This is a genomic window from Selenomonas sp. CM52 (assembly GCF_000292955.1).
Classification (GTDB): domain Bacteria; phylum Bacillota; class Negativicutes; order Selenomonadales; family Selenomonadaceae; genus Selenomonas.
The window spans coordinates 1-23,758 of the sequence record NZ_ALNM01000015.1; the positions used below are offsets into that span (position 1 = coordinate 1).

Below are 23,758 nucleotides of genomic sequence, written 5' to 3' on the forward strand. Positions count from 1 at the left end.
TTCATGGACAAGAAACGCTCCGAGGGAAAGCCTTACTACGTCTATATGACGGCAGGAGCGAATAAGTTCCTGCGCATCTACTACGGGCGCGTAAATGAGTATTTGGCAAGCCTTTCCAAAGAACAAGAATAGCATTTCACTACCGTCCCTTTGGTCGGCGCTCCTGCGGCGACCTATTTGTGTTGCTCAAATTCCACTTGCCACAACTCCTCATCTTTTTTCATCTAAGGGCTTGACTTTTTATTTGCAGGCTTAGAAAACGCTGATAAAATGAGGTTGCCCGAATTTGACAGGCGGGCGGCGGCCTTTATTCACGGTTTTTCAATAGAGCTGTGCCTTCCAGTAGGCGAGGTCAGGCTCGTTCAAGGGCAGGTCGACGCTGTAGCCGTTGTCGTAGCGGATCTTGACGCGAACCTCGTCGGCCTTTCTGAGGAGCGGAAGCAGCTGGGGCGAGACGTTGAGGAAGAATTTGTTCGTGTTCTTCAGAGAGGTCTCGGGGCTGTATTCCTTGAGGTCGTAGCTCGGCGGCTCCTGCTTGACGATGGCGTCGATGTCCCAGGCGTCGCCGTCGGCGCTTATGGTCACGAGCGGCTTTGGCTTCGCGCTGCTGTAGCGGTAGTCCCACATCGTGAGCGTCGCGCCTTCGACGCGGCCGCTTTCGTCGTAGGAGCCTTGGAAGTCAATCTTGCAGTAGGCGGAGAGGCTCTTCGCCGTGCGGTGGTCGGCGGTGTAGGTGTAGCCGAAGCCGAAGGCGCCGCAGAGGATGAGGAGGAGGCCGAAGTAGAGGAAGATTTTCATAGGGGTTCTCCGTTCCGCCCGCGCCGCTTCTGCACGTCTTTCAAAGAGAGCTGTTCGCGATGCGGGCATGTTTTCTTCCTCTTATTATACTTTATGCGCCGCGCCTTGTCACTACCATTGCGCCCGTGCGCCTCCTGTGCTATAGTGGTAGGAACGATGTTCAATATTTTCGAGGATGGGAGTCCATGGAAGAAAATTTCATTTGCTTGGATATTGGCGGCACTTCGATCAAGTATGCGCTTGCCGCGGGAGGCAGGCTGCGCGAGAAAGGTTCTGTGCCGACGGAAGGACGGACGGCGGGGGCGCAGGGCGTAGCCGAGAAGGTGCTCGCCATCGTCGATACTTTTCGGGGAAGAGGCGTCGCGGGCGTCGCGATCTCGACGCTCGGCATCGTCGATCCGGTCGCGGGCAAGGTCATCTATGCAGGTTCTAGCATCAAGGACTACACGGGATTTGCCCTCAAGGCTCTTGTCGAGGAGTCGACGGGGATTCCCTGCACGGTTGAGAACGATGTGAACTGCGCGGGGCTTGGCGAGTATTGGCTCGGTGCAGGCCGCGGCGTGCGTTCGCTTGTCTGTTTGACGGTCGGCACGGACGTCGGGGCTTCCATCCTTTTCAACGGCAGGCTTTGGCGCGGCGCGAACTACAGCGCGGGCGAGGCCGGCAGCATGAGGCTCGCGGGCGGCAGGTTCGGCGATCTCGCTTCCGTACGCCGCATGGTGCAGCGCGCGGCGAAGGCGCACGGCATCGCCGAGGAGCTTGATGGTGAGACGGTGTTCGCGTGGGCGCGCGCGGGTGACGCCGATGCGGTGAATGCTATCGCAGGGCTCATCGCTCCGCTCGCCGAGGGGATTGCGAATATCTGCTACATACTCAATCCCGAGCGCATCGTTCTCGGCGGAGCGGTGATGGCGGAGAGGCAGTATCTGGCGCCGCGCATTCTTGCGGACTTGGAAGAGGCAGTGCCGCGTCCTTTCCGCTCCGCGACGCAGCTCGCTTTCGCTGAGCTGGGCAACGATGCAGGACTCATGGGCGCACTCTATCACTTCCTTCAGCGCCGCAGGGACGCGCAGGAGAGAGCACAGAATCGAGAAACGGGGGAGGCGGGAAAGGTCAGATGAAGGCGATCATCAATGGACGGCTCTTGCTGCCGAACATGGAGGGAGATTTCCGCGTCATGGAAGATATGGCGCTTCTCTACGACGAGCGCATCGAGAGGATCATCGACATGGATGAGGTGGAGGCGGAAGCGGGCATCGACGAGGTGCATGATGCTCATGGGCTGTTCGTCTCGCCGGGCTTCATCAACGTGCATGTGCACGGCGCGTGCGGCTGGGACGTGATGGATGCGGCGGAAGAGGCGCTGCCGGCCATTGGCCGCTACCTCGCACGCACGGGCGTCGCCTCGTGGCTACCGACGACGATGACGGCGGGCGAGGACGCGGTGCACGCCGCCTTCGAGCGCGCGCGCAGCGCCATGCGCATGGCGCCCGAGGGCGCGCGCATCCTCGGCGTGCACATGGAAGGCCCTTTCATCAGCAAGGCATATAAGGGAGCACAGGCGGAGGAGGCGATTGTACGCGCCGACTACGATTGGATCGAGTCCTTCGAAGATGTCGTGCGCATTGTGACACTGGCACCTGAGGAACTGGACGGCAAGTATACGTTCATCGACCACTGTCGCGATGCTGGCATCCTCGTTTCTATCGGCCATTCGAGTGCGGATTACGGGACGGCGCTCGAAGTCATAGAGAAGCACGGCGTCACGCACATCACGCACTGCTTCAATGCCATGAGCGGTCTTCATCAGCGTCATCCTGGTATCGTCGGCGCGGCGCTCGATACCAAGGTCAACTGCGAACTCATCGCTGACAATATCCATGTCGATCCTGCGGCGCAGCGCATCCTCTACCACGCGAAGGAGGGCAGGAACATCATTCTCGTGACAGATTCGATGCGTGCGGCCGGCATGGGCAGCGGCGTCTTCGAACTGGGCGGGCAGGAGGTCACGGTCAGGGGAACGCGTGCAGAGTTGGCGGACGGTACGCTCGCGGGCAGCGTGCTTGCGATGAACGAGGCGGTTCGGAACTTCGCGCGGACGACGCGCGCGCCCATCGAGCGCGTCGTCGAGATGGTCACGCGCACGCCTGCTGAGGAACTTGGCATCTATGAGGAGACGGGTTCTTTGGAGGAGGAGAAGCGAGCCGATCTCACGCTCTTTGATGATGATCTCAACATCGCCGCGACGATCGTTGGCGGGCGTCTCTCCTACATCGCCGCGCCTGACGCCTTGGACGGCGAGTGGAGGAACAGAGAGTAGAGGGAAGGCTTCAAGAAGGCAAGGGAAGGGGTCTGGCGGATGGCAATACGCATGATTGTGACGGATATGGACGGCACGTTGCTCGATGCGAAGAATGGCATCTCCGATGCGAATCGGACGGCGCTCAAGGAGGCGGCGGCAAAGGGCGTCCATGTGGCGATCGCCACGGGACGCATGCACCTCTCAGCTCTGCCCTACGCGAAGGAGATCGGCGTCACGGCGCCGATCGTTTCGTGCAACGGTGCTCTCGTCAAGACGACGGCGGGCAAGGAGCTTTTCGCTTCGCCCATCGCACCTGACGTGGTGCGAGAAATCCTCGACTGCATGAAAGTGCGCGGTTGGTACGTGCAGCTCTATACGGACGAAGGGCTTTTCTTTTGCGAGCGTGACCGTCGCACCTGCGCCTACGAGAAGAGCGCGGGCATCGAAGGAAAGGTCGTCGGCTGGGATGGCCTCTATGCACTGGGGACGCGCGTCTTCAAGCTGCTGTCGATCAGTGATCGCGCCGAGGAGACGGCGGCGCGTGCGGCGGAAATCTCGCGCATGTTCGAAGGCAAGGTTCGAGCCGTGCGCTCGAAGGAGAAGTACGTCGACATCATGGCTGTGGGCGTGTCGAAGGCGGCGAGCATCGAGCGCCTTGCTGCAAGTCTCGGCATCTCCCTACAGGAGGTGCTGGCGCTCGGCGACTCGGACAACGACTGCGAGATGCTCGCTGCCGCGGGCATCGGCGTCGCCATGGCGACGGGCACGCCTGCAGCGCAGGAGGCGGCGGACTTTCTCGCAGAAAACGGAGCGGCGGACGGCGTGGCACGGGCTGTGCACGCCTATGTGCTGGAAGGAAAGTGAAAGAAAGCATGAGGGATAGAGGATGGCAATTCGGCTGATCGTGATGGATCTCGACGGCACGCTCTTGACTTCGGAAAAGATGGTGTCGGACTACAGCAAGGATGTCTTGCGGCGGGCGATGGAAAAGGGCGTCGCTGTGACGCTGGCGACGGGGCGCATGCTGCTCTCGGCGAGCTACTTTGGCAGGATCATTGGGGCGAACGCGCCGATCATCTCGTGCAACGGTGCTCTGGTGCAGGCGCTCGATGCGACGGAGCCGCTCTTTTTGCGCGCTTTTTCGCCCGAGACGGTGGCGGAGCTTCTGACGTTTGCGCGGGAGAACGGCTGGTACGCGCAGTGGTACATCGGCGACGACATCTACGCTGAGGATTTCCGACCTGAGTATTTCACGGCCTACCGCACGGTGCAGGGCTTCGCCGTGCACGAGGTCGGCGAGGATTTCTCGCCGTACGTCGAGGGCGTTGCGCAGGTCGTCGTGCGCGACCTCGCGGGCGGCGTCGGCGCTATCGCCGCGTCGATCCGCGAGCGTTTCGCGGGACGCGTCGATCCGCAGCAGTCGAAGGGCTACACACTCGACCTTGTGCCGACGGGCGTATCGAAAGCGACGGGCATCGAGGCGATCCTGCGTGCGACGGGCATCGGGGCCGATGAGGTCATGGCATGTGGCGACTCGGACAATGACCTTTCCATGCTGCGTCTCGCAGGTACGAGTGTCGTCACGGCGAACGGACAGGAGGAAGCGAAGGCGCTCGCGACATACCTTGCGCCGAGCTGCGACGAGGACGGCGTGGCAAGGGCGATCGAGGAGCTTGTTCTCTAGGGGCTGAGTTTTTCAAGGGATTCTTATCAGTTTGCAGGGGTGGACAGCATGACGAAAGAGAAGGAATTCAATTTTATCATCGTGACGGGGCTTTCGGGCAGCGGAAAGACGCAGGCGTGCCGCTTTCTGGAAGACCTCGGCTATTTCGTGGTGGACAATCTGCCGCCGGTGTTCATCCCGAAATTTGCCGAGCTTTGCCGCCATTCGGCCGAGCATGTGAATCGTGTCGTGCTCGTCGTGGATACGCGTGGGCGCGAGTTCTTCGACACCTTCGTGCATGTGCTTGAAGAGATGGATCAGGCGGGGACGCCCTACGAGATGCTCTTTATGGATGCCTCCGACGAGGCGATCATCCGTCGCTACAAGGAGACGCGCCGCCGCCATCCGATGGCGGCGAATGCACGCATCTCCGACGGCATTCAGAGGGAACGCCGCCGCTTGGAACCCGTGCGCAACAAGGCGACATACATCATTGACACATCTGTGTTGAGGAAGGTCGATCTCAAGGAAAAGATCTGGCGTCTCTTTGGCAGTGAGGACGGGCACAAGATGAGCATCAATGTCCTGTCCTTCGGCTTCAAGTTTGGCATGCCTTTGGACGCCGACATGGTACTCGATGTGCGCTTCCTGCCGAACCCCTTTTATATTGAGGACCTGCGCAGGAAGAGCGGCGCCGTCCCGGAGGTTGCCGAATACATCGGCAAGTGGCCCGTGACGCAGGAATTCGAGGAGAAGCTCGATGCTATGCTCGATTTTCTCATGCCGCAGTACATCAAGGAAGGCAAGCCGCAGTTCGTCATCGCCATCGGCTGCACGGGCGGCATGCATCGGAGCGTCTACATTGCCTGTCATATCTATCGTTTCTTGACAGCGCGCGGCTTCCAGGTGGAGCTTGAGCATCGCGATCTCATGAAGAACGAGGTCGCCGAACACCCGGAGGAACTGCCCGAATAGATGGGCGTCGTTTCGCACCGTTTTTTTTGGAAAGGGTCGATCGGAAGAATGCACTTATTGAAATGGCTTTATCCGGGCATGCATTTCAAGCGTTGGATGTTCGTGTTCGGTGCGGGCGTCATGATGGTCAGCCTGGGTCTCGCCCTCGTCTTCAACTACAAATATCTCGACATCATCGAGGAAGCCATCTTTCGCGCCGTCTATCTATGGCGCGGAAGTTTCGACTATGTGATCACGACGATCGTCGGCGTCGTCATCGTCGTCCTGGGACTCGCGCTGATGCTCTTTGCAACGCGTTTCGTCATACGTTCCGTCATCAGCGTGCTCCTGCCCGACAAATCGGAAAAGCTCGTCGACATCATCTATGAGAAGCGCCGCCTCGACAAGGGACCGCAGGTCACGGTCATCGGCGGTGGGCATGGACTTTCCGTGCTTCTGCGCGGCATCAAGCAGGCGACGAGCAATGTGACGGCGGTTGTGACGGTCGCCGACGACGGCGGCTCTTCGGGAAGGCTGCGCGAGGAACTCGGCATCATACCGCCGGGCGATCTCAGGAACTGCCTCGTCGCGCTCGCCGATACGGAACCTTTGATGGAAAAGCTCTTCCAGTACCGCTTCCAAAACGGCACGGAACTCAAGGGGCACAGCTTCGGCAACCTCTTCATCGCCGCCATGGCGGAGGTCACGGGCGACATGGAAGAGGCGCTGAAGAAGTCGTCGAAGGTTCTCGCTGTCAAGGGGCGAGTGCTTCCGGCATCGACAGCACACGTGCGGCTCGACGCGGTCATGGAGGACGGCACCCTCGTCGAGGGCGAGTCGCATATCCCCGAGGTGCACAAGCACATCCGGCGCGTGAAGCTCTTCCCCGAGCATGTCGAGCCGGTGGAGTCAGCGCTTGCGGCGATCCGCGAGGCGGACGTCGTGATCTTGGGGCCGGGCAGCCTTTACACGAGCATCATGCCGAATCTCCTCGTCGACGGTGTGGCGGAGGCCTTGAAAAAGAGCCGCGCTCTGAAGATCTACATCTGCAATGTGCTGACGCAGCCGGGCGAGACGGACGGCTACACGGCTTCCATGCACGCGAAGGCGATTCTCGATCATGCGGGCAGGGGCGCGATCGACTACATGCTCGTCAATGCAACGCCGTTGCCACATGGGACGGCGCAGCTTTTGAAGAAGGAGGGCGTCGAACCCGTGGCGATCGATGAGGATGACGTCAACGCGCTCGGCATCGGCGTCGTCAAGGCCGACCTCGTGAATGACGACGATGTTGCGCATCACGATCCAGAAAAGCTCATGAAGAGCGTGATGAAGATGGCGTACAAACTGCATCCTGGCATCAGCAAGTGAGGAGGGACTCCTATGGCGCAGCCATCGTTTTCAGCTGAGGTGAAGAACGATCTCGCGCGTCCCCTCGGGCGCAAGGCGTGCTGCCGTACGGCTGAACTGGCGGCGCTCCTGCGCATGGGCGCCGTCCTGACGCTCGGGGCGAAGCGTGCCGTCGGACTCGCGTTTACGACGGAGAACGCTGCGGTCGCGCGCAAGGCCTTGATGCTCCTCAAAGGTTCGGCGGGCGTCCATACGGAATTGACGGTCAGCCGCTCGCGCCGTCTGAAGAAGAACAACAGCTACCGCGTGCACGTCCTGCCGTCGCGCGAGGTCGCCGCTCTCATGGAGCGCATGGGTCTCATGCACGGATCGGCGCTCAACATGGGCACGGACAGCGCGCTCCTCAAGAAGGCGTGTTGCCGTCAAGCGTACTTGCGCGGCGCCTTTTTGGGCGGCGGCAGCGTCAGCCGCCCGGAGTCCGGCTATCATCTGGAATTGGTGACGGGGAGCTATTCCTTTGCGGAGCTTCTGCTCTCGCTCCTTCGCACGATGGGGTATCCAGCGGGGCTGACCGACCGCAAGGAAAGCTACGTCGTCTACCTGAAAGAAAGCGACGCCATCATTGATTTTTTCTCTCTGCTCGGTGCGGAGAAGGCGGCTGAGGCATTCGAGGTCACGCGCAACTTGAAGGAAGTCAAGAATCAGGTCAACCGCCTCGTGAACTGCGAGACGGCGAACGTGCAGAAGTCGGTCGATGCCGCCGGCAGACAGATCGCGGCGATTCGCGCGCTGGAGGCGGCGGATGCCGTCGCGGGGCTTTCTGCAGGACTCCGAAAGACGGCCGAGGTGCGCATGGAGCATCCGACGGCGACGCTCGCAGAGCTTGCGGGGCTTTTGGGCATAGGAAAATCGGGCGTCAATCATCGGCTGCGAAAGCTCGTCGCCTTGGCGGACGGGCAGGAAGGAGGAATCTGAGATGGCAAAACGCATGATCTTGTATGCGGCAGGAATCGTTCTGCTCGTCGTCTTTTCGCTCGCCCTCTACGCGCATTTTCATCCGGCGCAGGGCGTGCTTGTCCTGGAGTATCATCATATCGCCGATCGCGTGGACGATCCCGAGGGGGCATTGGTGGAGCGCTACTATGTGCCGACGGAGGATTTTGCCGCGCAGCTCGACTATTTGAAGGCCGAGGGCTACGAAACGATCACCATGCTGGATTTTTCCAAAGCGGCGAAGGGGAAGGGAACCCTTCCCGAAAAGCCTGTGATCGTCACCTTCGATGACGGTTACGAAGACAATTACACGCAGGCGCTGCCGCTCCTCGAAGAGCGCGGCATGAAGGGCGAGATCTACGTGGTCACGAATTTCATCGGAAAGAAGGGCTATCTGACGTGGGACGAACTGCGCGACATGCAGCAGCGCGGCATTGAGATCGGCTGCCACACGGCCGACCATCTGCCGCTCGTCGGCATGTCCCGCGCCGAGCAAGAGGATCAGGTGCGCTTGTCGAAGCTGCTCCTGGAGTGGAATGGCATCAAGACGGTGTTCAGCTTCTCCTACCCGAACGGCAGCTGCAATGCAGAGATCGCCGAGCTTCTGCGCGACAGCAATTATCTGACGGCAGTCACGGGAGATGCGGGGTTCAACACGTTCCAGACCGATCCGATGTTCCTGCAGCGAGTCAACATCCCGCGACCGCGCTTCGGCCTCACGGAGTTTCGCCTGCGCATCCTGAAGGCGGAGCTTTTCAGCATCTTCGGCATCAACCAGCACTTGCAGCACTAGACGTGCGGCGAATGTTTCGTGCTGCTTCGCCAAGCGGAAGTTTTGAGGAATTATCTTATGTGGGTAGAGGAAAAAGGGGTTTTCGACAAGATGAAACGATGGAAGGCAAGGATTGCGGCGTGCTTTTTTGCGACGCTCGCGAGCATGGGCGTGACGAATCCTCCGGCTGGAGCGGAACGTCACGGAATAGACGAGGTTTCCACGACGCGCGTCACGACGGACGAGGCGCGCGCCGTACATGAGCCGCAGGGAACGCGCCTCCTGGGACGAGGAGGGCAGCAGGAAGCGGAGCCGTACAGCGTGCGGCTGAACTTCGGCACAGGTCTGCCGGGTGCGCTGCGCTTCAACGAGGCGCAGCGTGCCATGCGCGAGTGGAACGTCGAGACCGAAGATACGGGTGGCACCTTGCTTTTTTCCGACAGCCCCGAATACGTCGCGGAGGACGGGATCCTCTATGAGGACACCGTCACAGGCGATGCGCGCATCCTCTACTATCATCTGAATAATACGAGCGTGCGCAAGAAGGTTGCCGTCGTGCTGCAGAACGAAGGGGATTCCTCCGTCGTCGTTCGCGTCACGCGCGGCGGTGCGAGCCGCCCGAGCAGCGACTACCTGGAGGTGGGCAAGGGCACGCAGCTCGCCTACTTCCAGACGAAGCGCGATGATATGCTCTATGTGCAGCGCGGCGCGAAGCGGCTTTTGGAGCCAGAAATGAATCATACGGTGCTTGAGCCGGGACAGCTCGTCTACGGTGTTTACGATTTTCACGCCGACGGCCCTGTCAAAGTTTCCGTCCTCATGTATCCGGCGACCGCCGATCCGTTGAAATTTATTTCCAGCGCACGCGTTCTGCCGAAGGATGAGCAGCGCCTGCGCGGCACGTTCCAGGGCATGAATCGTGTGATCAGCAGCAAACCGTACAATCCTGACAGGGACGGCGTCGTCTACATACCGATTGGCGACAATCGGCAGGACGTCTTCCGCACGGGCGTCGACGCGACGGACGGCAGTACGGTGACGAACGTCGGCAACTACGGCGTGCTCTACCATATCCAGATCCCGACGACGGGACGCGAGGCGACGCAGTACTATCTGACGCCGTTGGGTGGCGTCTACGCGGGCGCGATGAGCGTCGACTTCGGTCACGGCTCAAGCCTCTTGGAAACGCCGGGCGGCAGACTCTTCTTCGGCGACGCCATACCGCCCGACAGCGATGCTGACCGCGCCGCACGCCTCGCAGGCAAGGATCGCCTGAAGGTCGCCGCAGAGCTGTCCGACCTCGGCAGCTACCACAGCTCCGTGCAGCCGAGCTTCGAGCTGTCGCCGCCGGGTGCGTCGAACCTGCCCGTGCAGATCATTCTGATGCCGGCGGGGAAGTGAACTGGAATGGGAAAAGCCGTCGGAAACTCTCGGCAGGAGCGCTCGACGGCTTTCTCGTTTGACTTGCACGGATTATGCCATATCAAGTTGTTGGCGTGGGCAATAGCCGCGCTTGCGCAGTTCGGAGTTCAGGTATTCGAGTTTTCGCGCTGTGACGACGATGAGGATGAGTCCCATCTTTTTCAGGCTTGCGCTGTTCATGCCCGCAGCGTCCGCGCGGGCGATGAAATCCTCGTCGTCTGCTCCGATGACGAGGGCTTCGCCCGTCACCTGCACACTCTTGGCGCTGCCCGGCCCGTGATATTCAGCATGGACTTCCAAGGCGACGTTCTTGTTCTTGGCGAGCGCGCGAAACTTCAAGCCGCCCTCGGAGAAAATGTAGAATCTGCCCTCGCGGTACGTGTACGTCAGCGGCGTGCAGCGGACGAAATTGCCATCGGCGACGGCAAGCGTGCAGACCTTTTCGCCCTTGAGGAAGGCATCAAGTTCCTTTCGCAGCTCATCCGGCGGCATCTTGACGGCATCCTTGTCCTTTTCAAGCCAAAATCTGGCAGCGGCTTCGTAGTTCATCGAATCTCTCCTTTGCTTGATGATGATGATTTTCACCATTTATTATTGTAATCGTACTATGGCGATGGGGTTTCGTCAAGAAGGCTGCTGAAGGGCGGAGACGATTTGACAGCGGGCGAGAAGGGTGCTATACTGAAGGCAGTCAAGAGACTATCTGCTCTATGCAGACACAAAGACTCGCAGAAGCGCACTGCGGGTCTTTGTTTTTGCTTTGACAGCGAGCGGAGCATGGTGCTATATTAAAAGCAGTTAGAATGTGTCTGCTATATACAGACACAAGCGCCCACGGATGCACACTGTGGGCGCTTGTTTTCAGGCTAAAGCGTGTTGCCGCGTTCTATCGCTCTAACCATTTCTGGATGCCGTACCATATAGCGCAGGATACGACGCCAGCAAAGACGGATAGCAAGAGACTATCTACTGTCATATACAGACCCCCTCTCTGTCGCCAGTTTGGGAGCGGCAACGAGGAAAGTATAGCATGTTTGGAGTATTTAAGCCATAGTGGTGCTGCTGAAAAAATATCAAAAAGGGTATTGACAACTTATGCACGAAGCCGTATAATGAATTTCGTCAGTCACGCAGATGTTGTGGGTCGACATGCTGATGTAGCTCAGTTGGTAGAGCAGCTCATTCGTAATGAGCAGGTCGTAGGTTCAAGCCCTATCATCAGCTCCATTTGAACCTGTGCCTCCCTTCGGGGAGGCTTTTTTGTTTGACGCATGCGGGAAATCCACATATAATAGCAAGGGGAAACGGAAGCTTTTTATCAGAGCTCCCTATATTGAATGGAGGAAATGATTATGGCAAAGAGCATCACGGAAGTCTTAGGAATCAAGTACCCGATCATTCAGGGCGCGATGGCTTGGATTGCGGACGCAGAACTTGTCGCGGCGGTATCGAATGCGGGCGGCGCCGGCGTCATTGCGGCGGGCGGACGCTCGACTGAGTGGGTGGAGCAGGAGATTAAGAAGACGCGTGAGCTGACCGACAAGCCCTTTGGCGTCAATGTCATGCTCATGGCACCGAACAAGGATGAGATCGTCGAGGTCATCTGCCGCGAGAAGCCGGCTTTTGTGACGCTCGGTGCGGGCAATCCCGTGCCATTCCTGGAAAAGTTCAAGAGTGCAGGGGTCAAGACCGTCCCCGTCGTGCCGAACGTGAAACTCGCGAAGCGCATCGAAGCGGCGGGCGCCGATGCTATCGTTGTCGAGGGCATGGAGGCGGGCGGCCACATCGGCGTCTTGACGACGATGGCGCTGATGACGCAGGTCATCCCCGAAGTCGGGATTCCCGTCGTCATGGCGGGCGGCATCGCCGACGGGCGCGGCATGGCGGCAGCCCTTCTGATGGGGGCGGCGGGCGTGCAGATGGGCACGCGCTTCCTCGTTGCCGAGGAGTGCAATGTGCATCCGAAGATGAAGGAGAAGCTTCTCGAAGCAGTCGATACGGATACGATCGTCACGGGACTTTCGATCGGTGGTGCGGTGCGCGGCATCAAGAACAAGTTCTCGCAGGATTTCGTCGCGCTTGAGTTCTCGGGCAAGGCGACGAAGGAAGAGCTCATCGAGCGCGCGACGGGCACGAACAAGCTCGCCGCCATCGACGGTGATGTTGAGAACGGTATGATGCAGGCAGGGCAGAGCCTCCTGCCTTTGAAGAAGATCGAGCCGGTCAAGGCGATCATCGAAGGAATCGTCAAGGAGGCGCGCGAAACGCTCGCGAACGCAGGCAAGATCGAGATCTGACGGAAGAGCGGCATTTGGCGCTCGCAATTCGTTCGCATAAGGCATGAAGAAGGGGCAGCCCGGCGAAGTCATTTCGACTTTGTTGAGCTGCCCTTGTTTTACTGATAGGGAGGGAAGGCTGTTGTTCATGCTTTTACGCCGAGTTTCTGACGGAGTGCGCCCTGGAGAATTTGTGAAAAGTTGAGATGACGTTCTCTGGCGAGGGCGTCCATCCACGCGGGAATGGTGAGCGTTTTTTTCACAGCGCGACTGTCGATGCGGCGCAGATACTCGGCTTCGTCCCATGTGATGAGCGTTGTGAAGTCCCTGCCGTCCGTCTTAATGTCAGATGGATGGCTGGCAGGAGGAAACGGCATCTTGTCTTCTTTCAAGGTGTAGAGATACAACCCGAGAGCGTCGGTTGCCATGCGAAGAGCTTCGTCAATGTCGTTTCCTTGCGTGTAGCAGCCGGGCAGATCGGGAAACGAGATTGAGTAGCCGCCGGCTTCCAATTCCGGGTGGAAGACTGCTGTGTATGTTTTTTTTAACATAGGGAATCACCTTCTGATAGATGAGAGTATGGAAATCTACTTCAATCCCGCATCGTGCAGGATGTTGCTCAAGATTCCCGGTTTCATATCTGTGTTGTGCAATGGCAGCACAATCAATTTTTTGATATCCTTGTGCTTGAGGATGTGATGGGAACCATGGATGCGCTCAATATACCAACCGTTTTTCTTCAAGAGTTTGAGCAGTTCTTTCGCTGTCGTTTTCATCACCTCCACGGAATTATTATAATACATATTGATACGTAGGGCAACTGGACAATTCTGCTTTACTTGATTTCTCATTGACAAAGGTCAAAAAGACAAATATAATGAAGAAAAATCAAATTGTCAAGGAAGCGCTGATGAAATGAGATCGCCCAGATATGCGAAGATGGGGGGCTGAATTTATCAGTGCTTCCTCAAATACCGTCTGTCGCCGTGCATATCCGGCAGTTTCTCTCGGCAGTGCGGGCGGGGCGGCAGTTCTTTCTATCCGTATTGAGGCAGGGTGATACTATGAGCAGCAATATCGCTGATTTGATTGAGGAATATATCCTGCGGCAGTTGGCGGCGCAGCAGGATGGCAAGGTGGAGCTTCGACGAACGGAGATCGCCGATAAGATCTCGTGTGCGCCGTCGCAGATTTCGTATGTGCTCAACACGCGCTTCACGCAGGAGAAGGGCTTCACGGTCGAGTCGCGGCGCGGCTTGGGCGGCTTCATTCGCATCGTGCAGGTGCCGCTGCAGAATCTTGTCTATCAGGACATGCTCAAAAAATTGACGGAGGAGTCGGAGCCGGAACTCGTGCAGTCGATGGTGCGCTATCTCGTGCAGCACGGCATGATTTCGACGCGCGAAGCGGCGCTCGTCATGCAGTCGGTGACGACGGCGTACGAGAAGCTCGAGCCGAAGGATCGTCTGAAGTTCATCCGATCCTTGCTTCTGACTTTGGAAAAATTCTCGTGAGGGGGGAAACGGATGCTTTGTGATGACTGCAAGAAGAATGAGGCGCGCGTGCATTTCGTCGTGCTGAAGAACGACGGCACGACGGAGATGCACCTCTGCCGCGATTGCGCGGCGCGTTACAGCAAGACGATGGCGGGCATGAGCGGCGAGGACTATTCGATCAACGATTTTATACGGGGCGTGATCCAGCGCATGCCAGATCCGTCGGCGAACGCAGAAGAGCAAGAGAGCGAGCAGGAGGAGAAGCCGACAGAAGAGGAAGCGTCCTTCACATGCCCGAACTGCGGCATGAGCTATCGCGACTTCGCTCAGCAGGGAAAGATCGGCTGCAGCGTTTGCTACGATACGTTCCGCGAGGAACTGACGCCGCTCCTGCTGCGCATCCACGGCGCGGGGAATCATCGCGGCAAGATACCGAAGCGGGCGGGCGGCACGCTTGCGCTCAAACAGCGCATCGACCTCCTTCGCGCACGGCAGGAGCGTGCCGTGGCGAAGGAGGAGTACGAGAAGGCGGCCGAGTATCGCGACGAGATCCGTGCGCTCGCCGTGCAGCTTGCCGCACAGGAAAGGGAAAAGGCGCAGGAGGGCGCTCCCGCGCCTTCCTCAGCAGAAAATAGGAAAGAAGCCGAAGGGGGCGAGGTGTGATGGCGAATCAGGAACTCTTCACAGGCTCTCATCTCGCATGGCTCGCAGCGGATGGCACGGACAGCGATGTCGTCTTGGCGAGCCGCGTCTGCCTCTCGCGAAATCTGCATGAAGTTCCCTTTCCCAACCGCGCGGATCTCGTTCGGCTCGCTGAGACGGAAGGTCGCATTGCCGCCGTGCTCGGCGACGTGGAGGAGGTGCTTGAAGAGCCGTTCGACCGCGTAGAACTCGCGAAGAGCACGGCGCTTGAGCAGAACGTGCTTTGGGAGAAGCATCTCGTCAGCCGTCAGCTGCTCAAGAATCCTGCCCATCGCAGCGCCTATATCAGCAACGACCGCTCCATGAGCATCCTGGTCAATGGGGAGAATCATCTGCGCATCCAGGCGATGGCGGCGGGGTTCGACCTCAAGGCGCCGTACGACAGGGCGTCGCGCGTTGACGACGTCTTCGAGGCGAAGCTTGACTTCGCCTTCGACGAGAAGCTCGGCTATCTGACGAGCTGTCCGACGGATCTCGGCACGGGGCTTCGCGCATCGGTCATGCTCCATCTGCCGGGGCTTGTCTACACGGAGAATATTGGCAACATCCTCAACATATCGCCGCAGATCGGGCTTTCCATGAGCGCCATGTACGGTGAGGGAGCGGAGTCTGCGGGCAATTTGTTCGCCGTCGCGAACAAATTGTCATTGGGGTTGACGGAGCGCGAGCTTTGTGACAATCTGCGCATCTCGGTCGGTGAAATTGTAGAACAGGAGCGCCGCGCGAGGAAGGCTCTGCTGCTCTACGAAAAGGATCGCATCGAGGACGAGGTCTGGCGTGCCTACGGCGTGCTGCACTACGCGCGCGCCCTGGGCGACGCCGAGACGCTCGCCATCTTGAGCCGCGTGCGCCTCGGCGTCGACCTCGGCTTCATCGAGGGACTGGCATCGAGCGTCTTCGGCGACATTTTGATTGCGAGCCGGGCAAATTATCTTTGCTCTCTGGCAGGAAACGAGAATATGTCGAAGAATGAAATAGATAGGAAGAGGGCGGAAGTCGTCCGCCGAATTTTGGAAACTGCGGCATGAGCTGCAGGAAACTTTCCGCTGCACTTTACGGCGGACGCATGGGGGCACAGCGAGGGATTCTTTCCGAATCGCTCGATCGATCGGCGCTTCCTTTGACATAAAGGTGGAATTTTTATGACGAACCGCTTTACGGGTCGTGCGCTCAAGGTGCTGGAATTCGCTCAGTACGAAGCGCAGGAGCTGGAGCAGAACTTCATCGGTACGGAGCACATCCTCCTCGGGCTTCTGCACGAGGGCGAGGGCATTGCAGCGCGCGCGCTGCGCTCTTTGGGGCTCGATTTCGGTCATGTGCGCACGCGCGTCGAGGATATGCTCGGCGGACGCGAGATGGAGGAGCGGCGCGCATCGTACTACACGGATCGCGCCAAGCGCGTGATGGAGCTTGCCGTCGAAGAGGCGCGCTCCTTCGGGCACAATTACATCGGCACGGAGCACATTCTCCTCGGGCTTATCCGCGAGAATGAAGGCGTGGCGGCGCACGTCCTGATCTCGCTCGGCGCCGATCTCGACATCGTGCGTGCGACGGTCATCGACATGCTCGGCGGCACGCACGAGAGCGCGGAGCTTCCCGCGCCCGATCGCCGCCGCCGCGCCACTACTCCCGCGCAGGGAGAGGCCGCTGCGAGCACGCCGCTCCTCGACAAGTACGGTAGGGACATCAATCGGATGGCGCGGGAGGGCAAGCTCGACCCCGTCATCGGCAGGGAGAAGGAGATCGAGCGCGTCGTGCAGATTTTGTCGCGGCGCACGAAGAACAATCCGATCCTCATCGGCGAGCCGGGCGTCGGCAAGACGGCAGTCGCGGAAGGGCTTGCCGCACGCATCGCCACGGGCGCCGTGCCGCGCCTCCTGCAGCAAAAGCGCATCGTGTCCCTGCCGATGGCAGGACTCGTGGCGGGCGCGAAGTACCGCGGCGAGTTTGAGGAACGTTTGAAGGGTATCATCGACGAGGTCATGAAGAGCGGCAATGTGATCCTCTTCATCGACGAGATGCACACGCTCATCGGCGCGGGCGCAGCGGAAGGATCGCTCGATGCCGCGAACATCCTGAAGCCGCCCCTTTCGCGCGGCGAGGTGCAGATCATCGGCGCGACGACGCTGAAGGAGTACAAGAAGTATTTCGAGAAGGATTCGGCGCTGGAGCGGCGTTTCCAAAGCATCCTCGTCGAGGAGCCGACGACGGAGGAGGCGGAGAAGATCCTCCACGGACTGCGCCCGAAGTACGAGGCGTTTCACCATGCGAAGATTCGGGACGAGGCCTTGAAGGCGGCGGTGCGCCTGTCGCATCGCTACATTCCCGACCGCTGTCTGCCTGACAAGGCGATCGACCTCATGGACGAGGCGGCGTCGAAGTCACGCATGAAGACCGTCGTTCTGCCGACGTCCATCAAGCGTCTGGAAGAGCGTCTGAAGAAGCTCGGCGTCGAGAAGGACACGGCGATCAAACTGCAGGACTACGAGCGTGCGGCGGCCCTGCGCGATGAGGAGAGTGCGCTCAAAGAGGATCTTGCCGCTGCCAAGGAACGCTGGCAGGAGCGCGAGATGAAGGAGGTCACGGTCACGGCGGACGACATCGCCGATGCCGTCGGGCTTTGGACGGGCATCCCCGTGAAGGACATCGCCGCGAAGGAGTCGGAGCGCCTGCTTCATCTTGAGCAGATTCTGACGGCGCACGTCGTGGGACAGGAAGAAGCCGTGACGGCGGTCGCCAAGGCGGTGCGCCGCGCACGCGCGGGACTTAAAGACCCGAAGCGTCCCATCGGCTCGTTCCTCTTTCTCGGCTCGACGGGCGTCGGCAAGACGGAACTCGCGCGCGCCTTGGCGGAATCGCTTTTCGGCACAGATGAGGCCATCGTGCGCTTTGACATGTCCGAATACATGGAAAAGCATACGGTGTCGAAGCTTGTCGGCGCCCCCCCGGGCTATGTGGGCTATGAAGAGGGCGGCCAGCTGACCGAGGCCGTGCGCCGCCACCCGTATTCGATCATCTTGCTTGACGAGGTGGAGAAGGCGCACCCTGACCTCTTCAACGTGCTGCTGCAGGTCTTGGACGACGGGCGGCTGACGGATGCGCAGGGGCGCACGGTCGACTGCAAGAACACGGTCATCATCATGACTTCGAACGCGGGCGCCGACTATCTCAAACAGTCGACGTCGCTCGGCTTCACGGCGGGGGTGCAGACGCTCGGCGACGCTTACGAAAAGGGCAAGTCGCGCGTCTTTGAGGAGGTCAAGCGCGTCTTTCGCCCCGAGTTTTTGAACCGCGTCGACGAGATGCTCGTCTTCCGTCCGCTCGGCAAGGAAGAACTGACGAAGATCGTCGACATCATGCTGCGCGAAGTCGAGGCTCGTCTGTCGGAAAAAGGCATGGCGCTTGAGGTCAGCCCTGCGGCGAAGTCGAAGCTCGTCGAAAACGGCACGGATTTCAAGTACGGGGCACGTCCGCTGAAGCGTGCGATCCGGAAGCTCGTCGAGGACGAGATCGCCGAAAGGCTCTTGAAGGGCGATTTTGGACGCGGCGATACGATCTACGTCAAGAAGGTTGGCGACCGTCTTGATTTCGTCCGGAAACAGCCGAAGGACGCGGCGAAGGCGAAGAAGGAGAAGGCGCTTCGTGCGGGCGCAGCGCAATAAGCTTGCGCCGGGCGGAGCAGCCTCTGTCTGGAACATGCTCGTCAATGCGGCGTGGGCGCCTCTCTGGCTTGTCCGTTCGCTGCTGCGCTTTCTGCGGCGCTCGCTGATGAAGCGCGGAAAGGCGGAATGAATTTGGCGAAGAAGAAAAAGACGGCGTTCGTCTGTCAGGCGTGCGGCTACGATACGTCCAAGTGGGTGGGCAAGTGTCCGGGCTGCGGCGCGTGGAACACGCTCGTCGAGGAGACGATCGTGCCCGAATCGGCTGAGGGCGGTCTGCGCCTCGGGCTTTCCGACGGCGCGCGTCCCGTCGCTGTCGGCGATGTCGCAGTCGAGGACATGCCGCGTTTCTTGACGGGATCGGGAGAGCTTGACCGCGTCTTGGGCGGCGGCGTGATTCCCGGCTCGATGGTCTTGATCGTCGGCGATCCGGGCGTCGGCAAGTCGAGCCTCACACTTCGCGTGGCGGCTGAGATCGCGCGGGGAGGAAAGCGCGTGCTCTATGTGACGGGCGAGGAGAGCACGCGCCAGGTGCGCATGAGGGCCGACCGCCTCGGTGCGATTGCCGACGATCTCTTCGTTGTCAGCGAGACGAACCTTGAGCGCATCACAGTGCACATCGAGACGGTCAAGCCGGAACTTCTCGTCATCGACTCCATCCAGACGATTTTTCGCCCTGATGTGACGAGTGCGCCGGGCAGCGTCAGCCAGGTGCGCGAGTGCAGCGTCGAGCTTCTGCGCCTTGCGAAGACGTACGGCATCGCCGCCTTTGTCGTCGGTCATGTCACGAAGGACGGCACGCTCGCGGGGCCGCGCGTCCTTGAGCACATCGTCGACACCGTGCTCTATTTCGAAGGCGAGCGCAATGCGCAGTTTCGCATCCTGCGCGCCGTCAAGAACCGCTTCGGCAGCACGAACGAGCTTGGCCTCTTTGAGATGCGCGATACGGGGCTTGCCGACGTGCCCGACGCTTCGAAGCTCTTTTTGTCCGACCGCGAGCCGGACAGCGGCACGGTCGTCGTGCCGACGGTCGAGGGAACGCGGCCCCTTCTTGTCGAGATCCAGTCGCTTGTCGCCGAAACGCCTTACATGCCGCCGAGGCGCACGGCGGACTCGGTCGACGTCAAGCGCATCCAGCTTCTCTTGGCCGTCCTCGAAAAGCGCGTCAAGCTTCCCATCGGCGCATGCGATGTCTACGTCAAGGTCGCGGGCGGCATCAAGATTGACGAGCCTGCCGCAGACCTCGGCCTCTGCGTCGCCATGGCGTCGTCCTTCGCCAACCGCCTCGTGCGTCCGAAGGCGATCGTCTTCGGCGAAGTCGGCCTGTCGGGCGAGATCCGTGCCGTCAGCCAGGCCGACGTGCGCTTGAAGGAAGCCGCCAAGCTCGGCTTTCGCGCCGCCGTCCTGCCGCAGAAGAATGCCGAGCGCCTCAAGAGCATAAAAGGCATCGACCTCTTCGGTGCGGCGACGCTCGCGGAAGCACTGCGTCTTGCCATGCCGAGAGAGTGAATAGGGAAAAGACTTCCGCTTAAATTGTTTGCAGGCAGTACAATCTGTGTTATAATGTTACACGATGCGAGAGAGCTCGGGTCATCCCGAGCTTCTTTATGTTGCTTTTATAGGGTGTTTGTTTTTAGGAGGGGGATTCTTTCATGAAGATGAAGAAAATGCTGCTCGGTGCTGTCGGACTTCTGGCGGCAGCTTCTTTCGCCGTTGCGGGCTGCGGCGGCTCGGGGGATTCGGGTTCGGCGTCGAAGACGCTGCGCGTCGGCACGAATGCGGACTTCGCGCCTTTCGAGTTCCAAGGTGAGAACGGCAAGGAGTACGAGGGTTTCGACATGGATCTCGCGCGTGCCGTGGCAGAAGAGATGGGCATGACGGCGGACATCCAGAACATCAATTTCGACGGCTTGATTCCGGCACTCGTGTCGAAGAACATCGACATCGCGATCTCGGGCATGACGATCAACGACGAGCGCAAGAAGAACGTGCTCTTCTCGGAGCCTTATTATCAGTCGGGTCTGACGATCGTCGTCAAGAAGGACAACAAAGACATCAACGGCTTCAAGGATCTCGCGGGCAAGACGGTCGCCGTGCAGATCGGCACGACGAGTGCGAAGGAAGTCAAGAAAAATCCGGACATTCAGGTCAAGGAGCTGAACAGCTCGGCGGACACCTTCCTTGAGCTGAAGGCGGGCGGCGTGCAGGCTGTCGTCAACGATCGCCCGGTCAACGACTATTACATTGCCAAGAGCGGCGAGAAGGATGTGCGCGTCGTCAACGAGCTTCTGACCTCCGAGGACTACGGCATCGCCATGGCGAAGGACAATCAGGAGCTGCAGAAGAAGGTCGACGAAGCCTTGAAGAAGCTCAAGGAAAATGGCAAGTACGACGAGATTTACAAGAAGTGGTTCGGGCAGAAGGCCGAGTGAGGACAGTCGTGAGGTGCAGGCATGAATTTTGATTTCGATCTGGCGGTGAGCTCTTTCCCCGTCCTGCTCATCGGCGCACTTGTGACGATAAAGATCACGGCGATTTCCGTCGCGCTCGGCGTCGTCATCGGCCTCGTCGTCGGCGTGGCGCGCATCTCGCAGGTCAAGCCGCTGCGCCTTCTGGCGATGGCGTACATTGACTTTCTGCGCGGCACGCCGCTCCTGGTGCAGATCTTTTTGATCTACTTCGCACTTCCCGTCATCTCGGGGCAGCGCGTCGACCCGTTCTTCGCGGCGATCACGGCGTGCAGCATCAACAGCGGCGCCTATGTCGCCGAGATCTTCCGCTCGGGCATCCAGTCGATCGACAAGGGGCAGATGGAAGCGGGGCGCTCCCTAGGCATGACGTGGCTGCAGACGATGTGGCACATCATCCTGCCGCAGGCGGTCAAGCGCGTCATACCGCAGATCGGCAACGAGTTCATCGCACTTTTGAAGGATTCGTCGCTCGTCTCGGTCATCGGCTTTGAAGAACTGACGCGAAGCGGCCAGCTCATCATTGCCCGCACCTACGGCTCACTGGAAATCTGGCCTTGCGTCGCCATCATTTATCTCGTGATGACGCTTTCCATCTCGCAGCTCGTGGCCTATCTCGAACGGAGGTTCAGAACCGATGATAAGCATTAAAGGGCTTTACAAGGCATTCGGCGACAACCTCGTCCTGAAAGGCATCGACCTCGAAGTCGCGGACAAGGAGGTCGTCGTCATCATAGGGCCGTCCGGCTCGGGCAAGTCGACGCTCCTGCGCTCGATCAACTACCTCGATGTGCCGTCCAAGGGAAAGATCTCCATCGACGGCAAGGAGCTTTCCGCAGCCGACATCAATCGCGTGCGCGCCGAGGTCGGCATGGTGTTCCAGCGATTTAACCTCTTTCCGCACATGACGGTTCTGGACAATATCACGCTTGCGCCGCGCAAGGTCAGAAAGACCGCACGCGAAGAGGCGGAGAAGGACGCGCGTATGCTCCTGGAGAAAGTCGGCCTGGCAGACAAGGCGGAGGCCTATCCCGAGCAGCTTTCGGGCGGTCAGCAACAGCGTGTCGCCATCGCGCGTGCGCTCGCGATGAAGCCGCGCCTCATGCTCTTCGATGAGCCGACGAGCGCTCTCGATCCCGAGATGGTCAAGGAGGTCTTGGACGTCATGCGCTCCCTGGCCGCCGAGGGCATGACGATGGTCATCGTCACGCACGAGATGGGCTTTGCGCGTGAAGTCGGCGACCGCCTGCTCTTCGTTGACGACGGGCGGATCATCGAGCAGGGCGTACCGAAAGAAGTGTTCGAGCATCCGAAAGAAGAGCGGACGAAGAACTTCCTGTCGAAGGTGCTCTGAGGCGTCGTGCGTCGTGAAGAAGTGCGAGAAGCGATGCAGCGACAGTATCCTGCGAAAAAAACTTCTTGCAGAAGTGGTTGAAATTGCCCGTTTTTTGTGATAAAATAGGCGAGCATACGGGCGGTCCTCTGGGGGAGAAAAGGCTCTCTTACGAACGTCTGAGATTAAGGAGGAAAACAAATGAACATCATTCAGGCTTTGGAGCAGGAACAGCTGCGCTCCGACATCCCCGAGTTCGCTCCTGGCGATACGGTGCGTGTGCACGTCAAGGTCGTCGAGGGAACGCGTGAGCGCATCCAGGCGTTCGAGGGCGTCGTCATCGCGCGCTCGGGTACCGGCGTGCGCGAGACGTTCACCGTGCGCCGCATTTCCTACGGCGTCGGTGTCGAGCGTACTTTCCCGGTACATTCGCCGCGTCTTGACAAGATCCAGCTCATGCGCCGCGGCATTGTGCGCCGTGCGAAGCTCTATTACCTGCGCAACCTTACGGGTAAGGCAGCTCGCATTCGCGAGAAGCGCTGAAGCACATCATGGGGACTGCCTTGGGGAATGCCGGCTGGGCATTTTCCTTTCGCAGTCCCTATTTCCTTTTCAGGAGGTATTTTATGAGTTCGTTGGGAGAAGAAGTCAAGGATTGGCTCGTAGCGATCGTCGTCGCCGTCGTGCTCGCCTTCATCATCCGCCAGTTCATCGTGGAGCTTTATGTCGTGGACGGCCCGTCCATGCGGCCGACCCTGCAGTCACGCGAGCGCCTCGTCGTCAACAAGTTCATTTACCGCATGAGGGAGCCGGAGCGCAATGAAATCATCGTCTTCCGCTATCCGCGCGACCCGAGCCGCGACTTCATCAAGCGTGTGATCGCCGTGCCCGGTGACACGATCGAGATCAAGGATGGCAAGGTGTTTTTGAATCAGCAACTGTTGAACGAGGACTACATCCTCGAAAAGACACTGACGAACTACCCGCTGTCGACGGTGCCCGCTGGGCACATCTTCGTCATGGGAGACAACCGCAACAATTCGGAAGACAGTCGCTTCGCCGACGTCGGCTTCGTCCCCTACGATCTCATCAAGGGCAAGGCGATGGTCGTGTTCTGGCCGGTCGCCGAGGCGAAGTCCCTGCCTTGAGGCTTGGTCTTGCATAAGGAGGCAGACATGGATTTTCAGACGGAAGGAAACAGCATCGTATACAAGAGTGCGGATGGCGTCGTGCTCGCCCGCGCGGATTTTTCGGAAGCAGCGCCGGGAGTCTACGATATTTTCCATACGGAAGTTGACGCCTCGCTGCAGGGGCAGGGCATCGCGGGCAACCTTGTCGCGAGAGCCGTTGCGGAGATCGAGCGGCGCGGCGGAAAGCTGGTGAAGGATGCTTCGTGCTCGTATGCGGCAGCCTGGCTGAAGCGACATGCAGAAAAAGGCGCATCGTGATAATCGGGCGGATGCTCCTGCACTATGATTGCCGAGGGGAAAATCAATAAGAGTCGTTCTTAATACGACTTCTATTGATTTTACCATGAAGCCCCAAGAGGTCAAGCCGAAGGTGCAGACCG

Annotated in this window: 26 protein-coding genes, 1 tRNA gene and 1 pseudogene; 24 read left to right on the top strand and 4 right to left on the bottom strand. The window is 59.5% G+C overall.

Annotated elements, in window-relative coordinates; all coding sequences use genetic code 11:
• Positions 1-132 (top strand): annotated as a pseudogene (locus tag HMPREF1153_RS12645) (IS110 family transposase); the annotation flags it as partial.
• Positions 133-321: 189 nt separating this feature from the next.
• Here HMPREF1153_RS12645 and HMPREF1153_RS03395 read toward each other — a convergent pair.
• The gene (locus HMPREF1153_RS03395; RefSeq protein WP_006193569.1) at positions 322-798 is read right to left on the bottom strand and encodes a hypothetical protein; all 477 of its coding nucleotides are present in this window, start codon (positions 796-798) and stop codon (positions 322-324) included.
• Positions 799-983: 185 nt separating this feature from the next.
• On the opposite strand from HMPREF1153_RS03395, the gene HMPREF1153_RS03400 reads away from it, so the two are divergent.
• Genes HMPREF1153_RS03400 through HMPREF1153_RS03440 form a run of 9 tightly spaced genes read left to right on the top strand, consistent with a single transcriptional unit; the run spans position 984 to position 10,233 of the window.
• Positions 984-1,919: an ROK family protein gene (locus tag HMPREF1153_RS03400; protein ID WP_009645546.1), complete on the top strand. Its 936-nt coding sequence runs from the start codon at positions 984-986 to the stop codon at positions 1,917-1,919.
• Positions 1,916-3,118, top strand: a complete 1,203-nt coding sequence (gene nagA / locus HMPREF1153_RS03405; RefSeq protein WP_009645544.1) for an N-acetylglucosamine-6-phosphate deacetylase — start codon at positions 1,916-1,918, stop codon at positions 3,116-3,118. The genes HMPREF1153_RS03400 and nagA overlap by 4 nt, the downstream gene beginning before the upstream one ends.
• Before the next feature lie 39 nt (positions 3,119-3,157).
• The gene (locus HMPREF1153_RS03410; protein WP_009645559.1) at positions 3,158-3,964 is read left to right on the top strand and encodes a Cof-type HAD-IIB family hydrolase; all 807 of its coding nucleotides are present in this window, start codon (positions 3,158-3,160) and stop codon (positions 3,962-3,964) included.
• Between the two features lie 22 nt (positions 3,965-3,986).
• The gene (locus tag HMPREF1153_RS03415; RefSeq protein WP_009645549.1) at positions 3,987-4,784 is read left to right on the top strand and encodes a Cof-type HAD-IIB family hydrolase; all 798 of its coding nucleotides are present in this window, start codon (positions 3,987-3,989) and stop codon (positions 4,782-4,784) included.
• A gap of 48 nt (positions 4,785-4,832) precedes the next feature.
• Positions 4,833-5,738 (top strand): RNase adapter RapZ, encoded by a 906-nt coding sequence (gene rapZ / locus HMPREF1153_RS03420; RefSeq protein ID WP_009645542.1) that lies wholly within the window; start codon positions 4,833-4,835, stop codon positions 5,736-5,738.
• 48 nt (positions 5,739-5,786) lie between these two features.
• Positions 5,787-7,088, top strand: coding sequence for a gluconeogenesis factor YvcK family protein (gene yvcK / locus HMPREF1153_RS03425; protein WP_037369725.1), 1,302 nt, complete (start codon positions 5,787-5,789; stop codon positions 7,086-7,088).
• 12 nt (positions 7,089-7,100) lie between these two features.
• Positions 7,101-8,042 carry a DNA-binding protein WhiA gene (gene whiA / locus HMPREF1153_RS03430; protein ID WP_009645562.1) on the top strand — a complete coding sequence of 314 codons (942 nt, stop codon included), beginning with the start codon at positions 7,101-7,103 and terminating at the stop codon, positions 8,040-8,042.
• A gap of 1 nt (position 8,043) precedes the next feature.
• Positions 8,044-8,853 carry a polysaccharide deacetylase family protein gene (locus HMPREF1153_RS03435; protein ID WP_009645553.1) on the top strand — a complete coding sequence of 270 codons (810 nt, stop codon included), beginning with the start codon at positions 8,044-8,046 and terminating at the stop codon, positions 8,851-8,853.
• Between the two features lie 57 nt (positions 8,854-8,910).
• Entirely contained in the window at positions 8,911-10,233 is a 1,323-nt protein-coding gene (locus HMPREF1153_RS03440) for a hypothetical protein (RefSeq protein WP_037369720.1), read from the top strand.
• Positions 10,234-10,305: 72 nt separating this feature from the next.
• Here HMPREF1153_RS03440 and HMPREF1153_RS03445 read toward each other — a convergent pair whose 3' ends face one another.
• On the bottom strand, positions 10,306-10,803 hold the full coding sequence (locus HMPREF1153_RS03445; RefSeq protein WP_037369722.1) for a pyridoxamine 5'-phosphate oxidase family protein: 498 nt from the start codon (positions 10,801-10,803) through the stop codon (positions 10,306-10,308).
• A 602-nt stretch (positions 10,804-11,405) separates the two neighbouring features.
• Between HMPREF1153_RS03445 and HMPREF1153_RS03450 the strand changes: the two genes are divergently transcribed.
• Together HMPREF1153_RS03450 and HMPREF1153_RS03455 are read left to right on the top strand one after the other, a co-directional pair.
• Positions 11,406-11,481 (top strand) — tRNA-Thr (locus HMPREF1153_RS03450).
• Positions 11,482-11,606: 125 nt separating this feature from the next.
• Positions 11,607-12,551: a nitronate monooxygenase gene (locus tag HMPREF1153_RS03455; protein WP_009645533.1), complete on the top strand. Its 945-nt coding sequence runs from the start codon at positions 11,607-11,609 to the stop codon at positions 12,549-12,551.
• A gap of 125 nt (positions 12,552-12,676) precedes the next feature.
• Here HMPREF1153_RS03455 and HMPREF1153_RS03460 read toward each other — a convergent pair whose 3' ends face one another.
• Both HMPREF1153_RS03460 and HMPREF1153_RS03465 read right to left on the bottom strand, forming a co-directional pair.
• Positions 12,677-13,081, bottom strand: coding sequence for a type II toxin-antitoxin system HicB family antitoxin (locus tag HMPREF1153_RS03460; protein WP_009645566.1), 405 nt, complete (start codon positions 13,079-13,081; stop codon positions 12,677-12,679).
• Positions 13,082-13,117: 36 nt separating this feature from the next.
• Positions 13,118-13,306 (bottom strand): type II toxin-antitoxin system HicA family toxin, encoded by a 189-nt coding sequence (locus HMPREF1153_RS03465; RefSeq protein ID WP_009645541.1) that lies wholly within the window; start codon positions 13,304-13,306, stop codon positions 13,118-13,120.
• A gap of 288 nt (positions 13,307-13,594) precedes the next feature.
• Between HMPREF1153_RS03465 and HMPREF1153_RS03470 the strand changes: the two genes are divergently transcribed.
• The 12 genes from HMPREF1153_RS03470 (at position 13,595) to HMPREF1153_RS03520 (ending at position 23,636) form a co-directional block, all read left to right on the top strand.
• Positions 13,595-14,044: a CtsR family transcriptional regulator gene (locus HMPREF1153_RS03470; RefSeq protein ID WP_009645558.1), complete on the top strand. Its 450-nt coding sequence runs from the start codon at positions 13,595-13,597 to the stop codon at positions 14,042-14,044.
• A 12-nt stretch (positions 14,045-14,056) separates the two neighbouring features.
• Positions 14,057-14,689 carry a UvrB/UvrC motif-containing protein gene (locus tag HMPREF1153_RS03475; protein WP_009645561.1) on the top strand — a complete coding sequence of 211 codons (633 nt, stop codon included), beginning with the start codon at positions 14,057-14,059 and terminating at the stop codon, positions 14,687-14,689.
• Entirely contained in the window at positions 14,689-15,756 is a 1,068-nt protein-coding gene (locus HMPREF1153_RS03480; protein WP_009645540.1) for an ATP--guanido phosphotransferase, read from the top strand. Before HMPREF1153_RS03475 ends, HMPREF1153_RS03480 begins: the two co-directional genes overlap by 1 nt.
• Before the next feature lie 114 nt (positions 15,757-15,870).
• Positions 15,871-18,390, top strand: a complete 2,520-nt coding sequence (locus HMPREF1153_RS03485; protein ID WP_009645547.1) for an ATP-dependent Clp protease ATP-binding subunit — start codon at positions 15,871-15,873, stop codon at positions 18,388-18,390.
• On the top strand, positions 18,371-18,520 hold the full coding sequence (locus tag HMPREF1153_RS12880) for a hypothetical protein (protein WP_009645555.1): 150 nt from the start codon (positions 18,371-18,373) through the stop codon (positions 18,518-18,520). Before HMPREF1153_RS03485 ends, HMPREF1153_RS12880 begins: the two co-directional genes overlap by 20 nt.
• A gap of 2 nt (positions 18,521-18,522) precedes the next feature.
• Positions 18,523-19,896: a DNA repair protein RadA gene (gene radA, locus HMPREF1153_RS03490; RefSeq protein WP_009645537.1), complete on the top strand. Its 1,374-nt coding sequence runs from the start codon at positions 18,523-18,525 to the stop codon at positions 19,894-19,896.
• A gap of 143 nt (positions 19,897-20,039) precedes the next feature.
• The gene (locus tag HMPREF1153_RS03495; RefSeq protein WP_009645556.1) at positions 20,040-20,819 is read left to right on the top strand and encodes a basic amino acid ABC transporter substrate-binding protein; all 780 of its coding nucleotides are present in this window, start codon (positions 20,040-20,042) and stop codon (positions 20,817-20,819) included.
• Between the two features lie 21 nt (positions 20,820-20,840).
• Positions 20,841-21,506 carry an amino acid ABC transporter permease gene (locus HMPREF1153_RS03500; RefSeq protein WP_009645567.1) on the top strand — a complete coding sequence of 222 codons (666 nt, stop codon included), beginning with the start codon at positions 20,841-20,843 and terminating at the stop codon, positions 21,504-21,506.
• The gene (locus tag HMPREF1153_RS03505; protein WP_006193416.1) at positions 21,493-22,209 is read left to right on the top strand and encodes an amino acid ABC transporter ATP-binding protein; all 717 of its coding nucleotides are present in this window, start codon (positions 21,493-21,495) and stop codon (positions 22,207-22,209) included. Before HMPREF1153_RS03500 ends, HMPREF1153_RS03505 begins: the two co-directional genes overlap by 14 nt.
• A 180-nt stretch (positions 22,210-22,389) precedes the next feature.
• The gene (rplS, locus tag HMPREF1153_RS03510) at positions 22,390-22,731 is read left to right on the top strand and encodes a 50S ribosomal protein L19 (RefSeq protein ID WP_009645557.1); all 342 of its coding nucleotides are present in this window, start codon (positions 22,390-22,392) and stop codon (positions 22,729-22,731) included.
• An 83-nt stretch (positions 22,732-22,814) separates the two neighbouring features.
• On the top strand, positions 22,815-23,336 hold the full coding sequence (lepB, locus tag HMPREF1153_RS03515; RefSeq protein WP_009645545.1) for a signal peptidase I: 522 nt from the start codon (positions 22,815-22,817) through the stop codon (positions 23,334-23,336).
• 27 nt (positions 23,337-23,363) lie between these two features.
• Entirely contained in the window at positions 23,364-23,636 is a 273-nt protein-coding gene (locus HMPREF1153_RS03520; RefSeq protein ID WP_009645554.1) for a GNAT family N-acetyltransferase, read from the top strand.
• Positions 23,637-23,758 lie beyond the last annotated feature (122 nt).